The following is a 12287-nucleotide window of genomic DNA, read 5'->3' as shown; positions in this document are numbered from 1 at the left end:
TTACGCGCGCAATGTCCTCGTTGTTATTGACCGTTTTTTCGCTGAATGGAATACCACGCCGATTGAGTAACTGACGTCCGTCGTCGCAAGGGATGCACACAGCCGATGTGTATAAGGTAACGGGGCTATTTTTTTTTGCTTGGGCGAGTAGGTATGGCAATCCGCTCGTATCGCTCTCATTGCTGGTTGTGAGGGATTTTTTTTCGACAATTTTGCCGGACTCTGGCGGGATATCGCTATAGGTGACCTGGCCGTTTGGTCCCACGGATTTGTAGAGCGCCGCTTGACCACTTGGTGTGGCCAACAGGCAGACCACCAAGCCTGCAATTGACAATAAGGACGCCGCCAGTTTCATCTGATTTTCCTTGTATAAAGTGATGCACCGACTCGATGATTTCCGTGCAGAATGTATCTGCCCGGCAATCTTTTGCGTCAATCAGCCAGCCATACCGCTATGCCGCAACAATGCATCAATGTTTGGTGCGCGACCACGAAAAGCTTTAAACGATTCAAGCGCTGGTCGGGAGCCGCCTACCGCCAGGATTTCGCGCTGAAATTGATGGCCTGTTTCCGCTGAAATCACGTTGCCGCCATTCGCTGCTTCTTCAAATGCACTGTATGCATCAGCTGACAACACTTCGGCCCATTTATAGCTGTAATAGCCCGCCGCGTAACCGCCGGCAAAAATATGGGAGAAGGAATGCTGGAAACGATTAAAGGCAGGCGGCGTTAGCACGGCGATTTGGCTGCGCACCTGGTCGATCAGTGTTTGCACGGTTTGTGCGCCATGGGGGTCGTATTGGTCGTGCAGATGCATATCAACTAATGAAAACTCGACCTGACGCAGAGTTTGCAGGCCGGACTGGAAGTTTTTGGCGGCAGTCATTTTGTCAAACAGCGCACGTGGCAACGGCTCGCCCGATGCGGCTTGGGCGGTCATGTCTTGCAGAACATCCCACTCCCAGCAGAAGTTTTCCATGAATTGGGAGGGTAATTCAACCGCATCCCATTCCACGCCAGAGATGCCGGAGACGCCGATTTCATCGACTTGAGTAAGCATGTGATGCAAGCCGTGGCCAAATTCGTGAAATAGCGTGATGACTTCGTCGTGGGTAAATAGCGCCGGTTTGGCCTTGCCATCGACGACAGCAGGGGCAGAAAAATTGCAGGTCAGGTAAGCGATCGGGGTTTGAATGCCATCGGCCAGACGACGACGGGCACGCGCATCATCCATCCACGCACCACCGCGCTTACCCTTGCGTGCATAAAGGTCCAGATAAAATTGACCGAGCAATTTGCCGTCTTTTTGTATCTTGAAAAATTTCACATCAGGATGCCAGGCCGGTGCCTGATCTGCGCTGATATCGACTGAAAATAACTTCTGTACCAGAGCGAACAAGCCTTGCACGACTTTGGATTCGGGAAAGTATTGTTTTACTTCTTGCTCTGAAAAGGCATAGCGTTGCTCGCGCAATTTTTCGGACGCGTAAGTGCTGTCCCAGGCTTCCAGGGTCGCAATGCCAAGCTGATCTTTGGCGAAGGCGCGCAACTCTGCTAAGTCTTTTTCGGCGAAAGGGCGTGCGCGCTGGCCGAGGTCTTCGAGGAAATCGATGACTTCTTTTGGGGTTTGCGCCATTTTTGGCACGAGCGACAATTCAGCGTAACTCTTCAGTCCGAGTAACGCCGCTTCTTCATTGCGCAATTTCAAAATGTCGACGATGTTTTGGGTGTTATCCCATTCCGGTTTACTGCCCAGTTCCGACGCCTTGGTGGCGTTGGCGCGATATATCTTTTCGCGCAGAGCCCGGCTGTCGGCGTATTGCAGAATCGGAAAATAGGACGGGAAGTGCAGCGTAAATTTGTAGCCTTCTTTGGCGTCTTGCAGGGCGGCTGCATGGGCCGCTTGTTTCACGTCATTTGGCATGCCTGCTAATTCGGCTTCGTCGGTAATGAATAAGGCGTAGTCGTTGGTGGCGTCGAGAATATTTTCTGAAAATCGCGTGGTGAGTGCGCCGGATTTCTCTTGAATCTCGGCGAAACGTGCTTTATCAACATCTCCCAAGTCAGCTCCGCCAAGTCTGAAATCGCGCACGGCGTTGCCAATGATTTTCTGACGCGCTAACGAAAGGGTGGCGAATGCAGTGCTGGTGCTGAGGGTTTTGTACTTCTCGAATAACGCCAGATTTTGTGACAGCGAAGTCCAGAATTCGATCAGTTTAGGCTGATTTTCGTTGTAAGCCGCACGCAGTTCAGGGCTATCCATCACGGCGTTCAAGTGCCCCACGATGCCCCATGCCCGTCCGAGTTTTTCGGTAACATTTTCGAGTGGTGCGACGAATGACTCCCAGCTTACCGATATTTCAGGCACTTCTAATAGCCCCACGACGATGCTTGCCTGCTCTAATAATTCGGCAATGGCTGGCGTGACGTGTTCTGGCCGAATCTTGTCGAAGGACGCTAAACCTGAGAAATCTAACAGGGGATTGTCTTGATGGGTCAATGGTGAGGTCATGAGCTTAGTTTCTTTCTGCGGCTTCAATCGTATTGACTAGCAGCATAGTGATAGTCATCGGCCCGACGCCGCCTGGCACCGGGGTGATATAACCCGCAACTTCTTTCACGTTGGCAAAATCGACGTCGCCGCAGAGCTTGCCGTCGTCATCGCGATTCATGCCAACGTCGATGACAACGGCACCCGGCTTGACCATGTCGGCGGTGACGATATTGCGTTTGCCTGTGGCGACAACCAAAATGTCTGCCTGGCGCGTGTGATGACCTAGGTCGCGGGTCTTGGAATTACAAATGGTGACAGTCGCGCCAGCTTGCAAGAGCAGCATCGATTGCGGTTTCCCGACAATATTGGACGCGCCAACGATGACGGCATGCGCACCGCGTACCGGGTAATTGATTGATTCCAGCATTTTCATCACGCCATAGGGCGTGCATGGGCGAAATAATGGGTTCCCTGTCATCAATAAACCGGCGTTGCTGATATGAAAACCGTCCACATCTTTTTCAGCGGCAATCGCTTCAATGACCTTGTTGGCATCGATATGCGCAGGCAAAGGCAATTGCACCAAAATACCGCTGATTTTTGGGTCATGGTTGAGGGCGTCAATGCGGGTGAGTAAGGCTGCCTCAGTCAGATCGGCATCGTATTTTTCTAATACTGAGTAGAGGCCGTTGTCTTCACAGGCCTTCACCTTGTTGCGGACATACACTTGCGACGCTGGACTTTCCCCGACCAGAATGACGGCGAGGCCCGGGCGCTTGCCTTGAGCCGTCAATGCTGCGGCGCGTATGGCGACTTCGGCGCGTAGTTGTTGTGAGAGGATATTTCCGTTGATAAGCTGAGCTGGCATAGTGGGGCGGGGTGCAAAGGCTAATTAAAACGAGATTATAAAGCGTCGCTTGGCTTGGGAGTTTGTCGGCCTTTGATTCCCGGCACCTAAATTACGGTTGTATCGCGATTTTGTTGTTATATATTCCTAGAACGATTTTGCAATACACGTATGTATTTGTGCGGCATACAGTTGTTATAAAAGCACACCAGATGAAGTAATCTTTCATTTATCTTTTGATTTAGTTCGGTATTTAGTGCTGTATTTAGTTCTGTATATCAGATTAATCATGATGCATATTTATGCTCCTTAAGAGGGAGGTTCTGACAGCTGACGCACTTTTGTGTTTTCGGCTATTCTCGCGTACTACAGCATTGTCTGATCCTGCTCTACGCACATAAAAACAATAGTCGGGGAAGGCAAAAAATTGAAAGGAATACCGAATTGACAGATTATTACACCCGCCGTCTGGCCTTACTCGGACAACAGCAACACCGTGCTTTACTTGGCAAAGGCTTGCGTGGCATAGAGCGTGAAACGTTGCGCGTCAATCCCGATGGAAAACTTGCGCTGACGCCCCATCCGCGGGCTCTGGGGGCTGCATTGACACAGCCGCAGATCACAACCGATTATTCGGAATCGTTACTAGAGTTCATCACGCCACCCGAAAATGATGTCGCCACCGTGATGACCGAGCTTGATGTCATTCATCGCTTTGTGTATGCGCAATTGGGTGACGAAATGTTGTGGAGCGATTCGATGCCGTGCGAATTACCGGCTGAGGAACAGATTCCTATTGGCTATTACGGTACCTCGCATATCGGCATGCTAAAGCACGTTTATCGGCGGGGCTTAGCGCTGCGCTACGGCAAGCGTATGCAATGCATCGCTGGTATTCATTACAACTTCTCGCTCGCTGACGGCATCTGGCCGGTGCTGCAACAGGATGTCGGAGATACTGGCACAGCAAAAGCGTTTCAGTCCGATGGTTATATTGCGCTGATACGCAATTTCCGTCGTTATAGCTGGTTGTTGATGTATTTGTTCGGGGCCTCACCCGCGCTATCTGCCAACTTTTTAGATGGGCGCGAGCATCTCCTTGAGACGTTCGACGGTGACACGCTGTATCTGCCCTATGCGACCAGTTTACGCATGAGCGATCTGGGCTATCAGAGCAAAGCGCAAGAAAATTTGACCCCGCATTACAATAATCTGGACAGCTACATCAAAAGCTTGTCTCAGGCGGTGAGCCAGTCATATCCGCCGTACGCTGAGATTGGAACGCACCGGGATGGCGAATGGATTCAGATTAATACCAACATTTTGCAGATCGAAAATGAGTATTACTCAACCATCCGGCCCAAGCGTGTCATTAATAGCGGTGAGCGGCCGATACAAGCCTTGGCAGCGCGCGGCGTGCAATATATCGAAGTACGGTGTATGGACATCGACCCGTTCGAGCCGACCGGAATAAGCCTGGAAACCGGCCGTTTTCTGGATGCCTTTTTACACTTTTGTGCGCTCGATGACAGTCCGTGTACCACTGGCGAAGAAAGTCTCGAAAATGCTGAAAATTTCGCCAAAGCGGTCAAAGAAGGGCGTCGTCCCGGTCTGGAGTTGCAACGCAACGGTGTACCAGTGACTTTGCAAGCGTGGGGCATTGATCTATTGGAAAAAATTACTTCAGCTGCGACATTGCTCGATGTGCAGCGCGACGATACGCAGCATGGCGACGCGTTGGAACAGCAGCGCCGCAAATTACTCGCGCCAGAACTGACACCGTCCGCACGCGTATTGGCAACGATGCGCGAACAAAAGGAAACATTTGCTGCATTTGCATTACGCCAAAGTCAGCTTCATGCCAAAGCGTTTCGTGCTAAACCGCCGAGTCCGGAAGAGAGCGCCTACTTCACCGAGATGGCTGCAAAGTCATTGGAAGAGCAAGCGCAGATTGAGCTAACTCAAACCTGTGATTTTGATACTTTTGTTGCGGCTTATCATGCTGCAAGTACGTTGGGAGTATGAGCGTCTGAGGTTATCTGTAGCAGGGGAAAACTGGTCTAATGTGAAAGTCATCGCTGGCTGGCAGTTCTTGTGGTTCGGCCTTACTGAGCCGTAAGAGACTGGCAGGGATGGGCGGAAAGTTTACTTCAAACGCGCCGTATCCGGGCGCGTTTAGTTTTTCTGCGCGGTAGTGATCGGTTCGTGTCCCATCAAGACTTCATTAGACTTCTTTCGAAACTCACTGCGCCTCGCCAAAACTGCGTTGCGCGATGCTCACCATCATCATGGTCTAAATTCATTCCGGTTGCTGCGGTTCGTGTACCTTGTCTTCACGCTAGGTCAGACGATGGCTGAGTCTGCGGTTCAGAAAAAAGTCTCTAAGACTACGCAAAATCGCCCTAAAGGCACTCAGCTCTTTTCGTGGTGCTAGTAATAGTCGTATAGAGGGAAAATAGTTAGAAATTAAATTGTTTGCAATTTAATTTTAAGCAGTATATTATCATGAGCATGGAAACACATCACGGCAAAAATATGCATAACGATTTGAATGAGAAAGCATTTGGGTCAGATAGTTTGTTATTGGACAATCAACTATGTTTTGCTCTGTATTCAGCGTCATTGACTATGACTAAAATCTATAAGCCGTTGCTGCAATCTCTGGGAATTACCTATCCACAGTATTTGGTCATGCTCACCTTATGGGAACGTGACAAGGTCACTGTTTCGGAAGTGGGCGAGCGCTTGTATTTGGATTCCGGAACGCTCACGCCCCTGTTAAAACGACTTGAGTTGAATGGTCTGGTACGTAGGCAACGCGCTGTCAATGATGAGCGTCAAGTCATTGTAAGCTTGACTGATATGGGTAAAAATCTGCGTCAACAGGCACAAACTATTCCGCAGCAGGTAAGTTGCAGCGCGCAATGTTCGTTAGATGAACTAAAAGCATTGACTGGACAATTACAGCGGTTACGCGGAGCAATGGCAAGTAACATTCCATAATTGTGCACTCCTTAGTTTAATTGTAAGCATATCGATGATGAAATATTGCCATTAGATTGTTGGCAATTTTATTGTGTGATTAAATTTTTAATTACCGTTCATTGTCTATTGCACGGTAAGGTAGTGTCTATATCCCGACTATCAGTAAGGCCGACTGATCAGTTTTCAACGGATTTCTTAAGCGGCCATTTATTTCAATTCATACAAAGGAAATTATTATGTCAGTCGAAAAAATTCTATTTACAGCTACCGCTACTGCAACCGGTGGTCGTGATGGTCGTGCTACTTCTTCAGACAGCGTTCTGGATGTAAAGCTGACAACGCCAAAAGAATTAGGTGGCGCAGGCGGTGAGGGTACTAATCCCGAGCAACTGTTCGCTGCAGGTTATTCAGCGTGTTTTATTGGCGCAATGAAATTCGTCGCATCCCAAGATAAAATCACTTTGCCAGCCGACACTGCAATTACCGGCCTGGTTGGAATCGGCCAAATCCCAGGCGGATTTGGAATTGAAGTGGAATTGAAAATTTCGATCCCAGGTATGGACAAAGCCGCAGCCCAGGCATTGGTCGATAAAGCGCATCACGTATGCCCATATTCGAATGCGACCCGTGGCAACGTTGACGTGACCCTGACTTTGATTTAATTACAAAGCGAGTGTAATAACCGTCATTGATTTAATTTGTATTTGGATTGATTGACGGTGTATTGAGAAATAAAAAAGCGAGTTACGGGCAACGTAATTCGCTTTTTTGTTATTCATCAGTTTAATTTATATGCATTTCGACAGACTTTGATGAATGATATTACTAGCCGTAGACACCAGATTAGTCATCGTGAAAAAGTGTATAGTCATTAGTATGGCTATGCACTACACATCCCTCATCAGAGCGCCTTCAGGAAACTTGGACACTGAATCCTTTACACTGATAAATCTCGAGCGACCTTTCGTTGAACTCTTATGCAAATTATAAAATGTAAAGAAAAAGGGGTTACGTGAAAACGTAACCCCTTGTTTTTAATGCTAATTCTGGTGGCCCCCCGCAGAGTCGAACTGCGCACCAACGGATTATGAGTCCGCTGCTCTAACCAAGCATGAGCTAGGGGGCCGATTTTCTACTTAAATCTATTTTTAAGCCGATCAGCATTGTAGAAGAATTTCCATCTTCAAAGCAACTATTGTTAGCGTTTGCTTATAAGAATATGGATATAAAAGTAGCAGATATTTCTAGTTGCCTTCGAGGAAGCTCTTCAATTTGTCGGAGCGCGAAGGATGACGCAGTTTGCGTAATGCCTTGGCTTCTATTTGACGGATACGCTCGCGCGTTACGTCAAATTGCTTTCCTACTTCTTCTAACGTGTGATCCGTTGACATTTCGATGCCGAAGCGCATGCGTAGTACTTTGGCTTCGCGTGGAGTCAGGGAATCAAGAATATCTTTGACTACGCCGCGCATCGATGCGTGCAATGCTGCATCAGCCGGTGCCAAGGTATTGTTGTCTTCGATGAAATCGCCCAAATGTGAATCGTCGTCATCCCCGATCGGTGTTTCCATCGAAATTGGTTCTTTGGCGATTTTCATGATCTTACGGATCTTGTCTTCCGGCATCTCCATCTTGATCGCTAATGTTGCTGGGTCTGGTTCAGCACCGGTTTCCTGCAAAATTTGACGAGAAATACGGTTCATTTTATTGATCGTTTCGATCATGTGAACCGGAATTCGGATGGTACGTGCCTGATCTGCGATCGAACGTGTAATCGCCTGGCGTATCCACCAGGTTGCATAAGTCGAGAATTTATAGCCGCGACGATATTCAAACTTGTCTACAGCTTTCATCAGACCGATATTGCCTTCCTGGATCAAGTCCAAAAATTGCAGGCCGCGGTTGGTATATTTCTTTGCGATCGAAATCACCAAGCGCAAGTTAGCCTCGGTCATTTCACGCTTTGCCATACGTGCTTTTTTCTCGCCAGCGCCCATCTTTTTGTTGATGCCGCGCAGATCGGGTAATGGCAATACGACACGCGCTTGCAGGTCTATCAGGCGCTGTTGCAACTCTTTGACCGCCGGAACATTCCGTCCCAATACGATGCTGTAGGGATGATTGCCGTTGACTTCGCCATCAACCCAGTCAAGGTTGGTTTCGTTGCCTGGGAATACTTTGATGAAATGCAGGCGCGGCATGTCGCATTTGTTGACTGCAACGTCGAGAATCTGGCGTTCAATCTTACGAACTTCATCCACTTGTCCGCGCAATGTGTCGCATAATTTCTCAACAACTTTGGCGGTGAAGCGGATACCAAGTAATTCGTTCGAAATAATTTCTTGTGCTTTGACGTAAGGCTTAGAGTTGTAGCCTTCTTTTTCGTAGGCTTTACGCATCTTGTCGAATTGCGTCGAGATAGTTGCAAACTTCTCTAGTGCATCGCGTTTCAGTTGCTCAAGTTGCTCTGCAGAGAATCCTGCTGCACCGGAATTGCTATTGGCTTCTTCCTCTTCGGCTTCTTCTTCGTCGTCTTCTTCGTCTTCGTCTTCGCTATCGTCGTCAGAGCTTGCTGCAGCGCTGGCGGTGACGGCTTCGTCCGTTGCGTTTAAGTCCACGAGGCCATCAACGATTTCGTCGATTTTGGTTTCGTCTTTTGAGATTTTTTCTGCAGCCAGAATGATTTCTGCAATCGTCGTCGGGCAAGCGGAGATGGCTTGGATCATATCCTTGAGGCCGTCTTCGATACGCTTGGCGATTTCGATTTCACCTTCGCGGGTGAGAAGCTCAACTGAACCCATTTCGCGCATGTACATGCGTACTGGATCGGTAGTGCGACCGAAATCGGAGTCAACGGTTGACAGCGCGGCTTCAGCGGCAGCCTCTGCCTCGTCGTCACTGGTAACGGTTGCTACGTTATCGGATAAGAGTAGTGTTTCTGCATCGGGAGCGTGTTCGGAAATCGCGATACCCATGTCGCTGAACGTACCGATAATGCCTTCGATCGCTTCAGGATCGATGATATTTTCAGGTAAGTGATCGTTGATTTCAGAAAAGGTGAGGAAACCACGTTCCTTACCCATTTTGATCAGCGTTTTCAGCTTTTGACGGCGCGCTTCGAGCTCTTCTTCAGAGGCTTCTGTGTCTGAGGAAAACGCGTCTTTCAGCAGTGCTTTTTCCTTGGCTTTTCGGTCTTTTGCCTTGGCTTTGTCAACGGCCTTAAGTTCGGCGCGCTCAACTGCATTGAGCGCGGCGATCTCATCGTTTTCTGGCTGGAATTCTTTCGGCTTGCGACCACGACGACCGGGTACCTTGACCGAAGGTAAGATGTAGCCGGAGGTGTCAATCGCTGCCAGTGTAGCGGCATCGGTAGTCTGACTAACGCCTGATCCGATCATCACGCTCATGTCCTTTGGGACGACTGCTTCGGGAGCGATGTTTTTAGGCGACTTGACGACTTTGAGTACGGTAGGTTTCTTGTTTGTCACAGGGGCTTTCGATTTCGCAGATACTGGCTTTGCAACAGTTCTTGGTGCACTTTTTTTCGTAGGCGTTGCAGCCGCCTTAGAAACTGCCTTGGGAGCAGCGTTGACGGCTACTTCAGGCGCTAGTTTTTTAGTACCCGGTCCAATCTTCTGGCCGGGCGATTTTTCTACCAATTTACTAAGCGACTTAGTACCGGTCGTTTTGGTTGGTTTTACAGTTGAAGAGTGCGCTGCTAATTTTGTCGCTGTCGGCGTCACTTTTTTGGTGGAAATTTTCAGGGGTTTCGCTAGTTTCTTCATTGCGTCTGCCATAGAATTATTTGCCAAACTGGTTACACTAATTTGCGCGATATTTTTGCTTTCGTAGTTTCCGGTCGAATCCTCAACTGATGCTCATCTGTTTTGCTTGAGCATTGGTTATTGTTGAGGTTGAAGGGACAACTCTCGCGCTATTCCTCAATTTTACTAATAACACTTCAAAACATTCCAAACTCTACAGCTTGACAATAAATTAAATACGCTAAGATGTTGAATCTAAAGCTTTTAAGTATAGCATATGGAGGTGCTATCCTCCAATGCAAGAGCAAAGTTCGTTTGCAGATTATTTCGATTTTTTGCTCTTTAGACGGCTTCAGTTTCACTTTTGGTGACCAGTTTTCTGGTGTTTAACGTTGTGCCAGTTCTGCCTCAGTCTGGCGCCGTAGGTGTTCTTGCTGCAAAATTAACTCACGATAGCGATTGCGGGCATCGTCGGTTCCTAGTCCGGTCGCTGCTAATTGCGCCAACTCTTCTTTAAGTATCTTCATTTTTATCTGACGTATTGCGTCGGCTAATTCCATGCGAGCAGTGTCGATGTCGGATTCTGCTTCGGCTGCAATTTCAGCAATGAGCAATTCGAACTCAGCGCCTCCTTCTCGTAAGTGTTCGGCCAGTGATGCAAAACTAGCTTGCGCCCCCATCGTTTGGCTCGCTCCAATGAGTTGTGCCAACATTTCTGCGCAATCTGGGGCAAAATTTGCTACTACTTCTAGTGCTGCGTCGTCTAGCTCCGATGTCAGTGACGGATGGGCCACCATGAGTCGAATAATTTGTCGCTCTAACCCGACTGGGGCCGGGCGATTGCTGCGCGGTGGCGCTTGACGGGCGCGTGCAATCGGTTTGGCTAGTTCGAACAAGGACTCAATTTCAGCAGCGGTTGATTGCGTTAGCTGTGCTAATCCTCGTACGATCTGAAGTCGTAGCGATGACGGGGGCATTATTTGGAGCAATGGCTTGGCATCGAATTGTGCACGGGCACGCCCCTCTGATGTTCGTAAATCGACTTCTGCAGTCACCTCATTGAGCAAGAATTGTGACAAAGGCATGGCGTCTTGGATTTGACGTTCGAATGCTTCAGCACCTAATTCGCGCACATAGCTGTCCGGATCATGCTCTTTTGGCAAAAATAAAAATTTAATGATTTTATTGTCGCTGGCATGCGGCAGGCATGCATCTAGCGCGCGTCTTGCTGCGCGTTGTCCTGCTTTGTCGCCATCGAAGCTGAATATAACCTGGTCTGTTTGTCGTAGTAGTTTGTGCACATGCGTTGGCGTACATGCGGTCCCTAAAGTGGCGACCACTTGTGGAAAGCCTAGTTGTGCTAAAGCGACTACGTCCATATAGCCTTCTGTTACCAGTACGTAACCTGCGTCACGAATTGCCTGGCGCGCTTCAAACAAACCGTATAGCTCGCTGCCCTTTTGAAATAAGGGTGTTTCCGGCGAATTCAAGTATTTTGGTTCGCCATGATTCATTACGCGACCACCAAATCCGATGACCTGGCCTTTGGTATTCCGGATGGGAAACATAATGCGATCGCGGAAGCGGTCATAGCGCTTACGGTTGTTGCCTTCTTCGTCGGTGCGATCAATGACCAGGCCGGATTCGACCAAGGCGGTTACTTCATAATCCGGGAAGGCCGTACGCAGGCTGTCCCAATTGTCTATTGAGTAACCCAAGCCAAATTTGGCGGCAATTTCACCCGTCAGTCCGCGCCCTTTTAAATACGCGACTGCCTCCGGGGCGTTTCGCAAATTTTGTCGATAAAAGTCACAGGCGATGGTCATTGCTTCAGATAAAGCCAGGCTTTGCGCCTGATAGGCGGCGCGTTGGGCGGGCGGAATTTTGTCGTCGTTTTCCGGTACGACCATACCGACATTTTGTGCCAGATCTTTGACGGCCTCGACAAAGCCCAGGCCGGAATATTCAATCAAAAATCCAATCGCAGTGCCATGCGCGCCACAGCCGAAGCAGTGGTAAAACTGTTTGGTAGGGCTGACAGTAAAGCTGGGGGATTTTTCGTTGTGAAACGGGCACAAACCCATAAAGTTTGCGCCGCCTTTTTTGAGCTGCACGTATCGTCCCACCACGTCGACAATGTCAACGCGTGTAAGGAGATCCTGAATGAAGGATGGTGGGATCACCGGCGGTATGCGTA

The 12287-nt window shown here is 48.9% G+C and carries 9 protein-coding genes and 1 tRNA gene; 4 read left to right on the top strand and 6 right to left on the bottom strand.

The genetic code is table 11. The annotated features are described in order from the left end of the window. The 3 genes from ACVBEF_RS02625 to folD form a co-directional block, all read right to left on the bottom strand. On the bottom strand, nucleotides 1-355 hold a 355-nt coding region (locus ACVBEF_RS02625), incomplete at its 3' end, for a DUF4124 domain-containing protein (RefSeq protein ID WP_447122385.1). A gap of 81 nt (nucleotides 356-436) precedes the next feature. After that, nucleotides 437-2512, bottom strand: coding sequence for a M3 family metallopeptidase (locus ACVBEF_RS02620; protein ID WP_447122384.1), 2076 nt, complete (start codon nucleotides 2510-2512; stop codon nucleotides 437-439). Between the two features lie 4 nt (nucleotides 2513-2516). Next, on the bottom strand, nucleotides 2517-3362 hold the full coding sequence (gene folD, locus ACVBEF_RS02615; protein WP_447122383.1) for a bifunctional methylenetetrahydrofolate dehydrogenase/methenyltetrahydrofolate cyclohydrolase FolD: 846 nt from the start codon (nucleotides 3360-3362) through the stop codon (nucleotides 2517-2519). A 423-nt stretch (nucleotides 3363-3785) separates the two neighbouring features. Between folD and gshA the strand changes: the two genes are divergently transcribed. The 3 genes from gshA (at nucleotide 3786) to ACVBEF_RS02600 (ending at nucleotide 6988) form a co-directional block, all read left to right on the top strand. Then, nucleotides 3786-5366, top strand: a complete 1581-nt coding sequence (gene gshA, locus ACVBEF_RS02610; RefSeq protein ID WP_447122382.1) for a glutamate--cysteine ligase — start codon at nucleotides 3786-3788, stop codon at nucleotides 5364-5366. A gap of 510 nt (nucleotides 5367-5876) precedes the next feature. After that, complete coding sequence (locus tag ACVBEF_RS02605; RefSeq protein ID WP_447122387.1) at nucleotides 5877-6344, top strand: MarR family winged helix-turn-helix transcriptional regulator; 468 nt, start codon at nucleotides 5877-5879, stop codon at nucleotides 6342-6344. Nucleotides 6345-6562: 218 nt separating this feature from the next. Continuing rightward, nucleotides 6563-6988 (top strand): organic hydroperoxide resistance protein, encoded by a 426-nt coding sequence (locus tag ACVBEF_RS02600; protein WP_447122381.1) that lies wholly within the window; start codon nucleotides 6563-6565, stop codon nucleotides 6986-6988. Nucleotides 6989-7373: 385 nt separating this feature from the next. On the opposite strand, the gene ACVBEF_RS02595 is transcribed toward ACVBEF_RS02600, so the two are convergent. Both ACVBEF_RS02595 and rpoD read right to left on the bottom strand, forming a co-directional pair. After that, nucleotides 7374-7452 (bottom strand) — tRNA-Ile (locus tag ACVBEF_RS02595). A gap of 118 nt (nucleotides 7453-7570) precedes the next feature. Then, a complete protein-coding gene (gene rpoD / locus ACVBEF_RS02590) occupies nucleotides 7571-9733 on the bottom strand; it encodes an RNA polymerase sigma factor RpoD (RefSeq protein ID WP_447122386.1) in 2163 nt (720 codons plus the stop codon). Here rpoD and ACVBEF_RS02585 point away from each other — a divergent pair. Next, entirely contained in the window at nucleotides 9732-10178 is a 447-nt protein-coding gene (locus ACVBEF_RS02585; protein ID WP_447122389.1) for a hypothetical protein, read from the top strand. The genes rpoD and ACVBEF_RS02585 overlap by 2 nt on opposite strands. Before the next feature lie 298 nt (nucleotides 10179-10476). On the opposite strand, the gene dnaG is transcribed toward ACVBEF_RS02585, so the two are convergent. Then, nucleotides 10477-12273, bottom strand: a complete 1797-nt coding sequence (dnaG, locus tag ACVBEF_RS02580) for a DNA primase (RefSeq protein ID WP_447122380.1) — start codon at nucleotides 12271-12273, stop codon at nucleotides 10477-10479. Nucleotides 12274-12287: the final 14 nt, after the last annotated feature.

The sequence above is a fragment of the Glaciimonas sp. GG7 genome (assembly GCF_052976905.1).
Note: the sequence above shows the minus strand (reverse complement) of the source record. Positions and strands in the feature narration are given on the sequence as shown.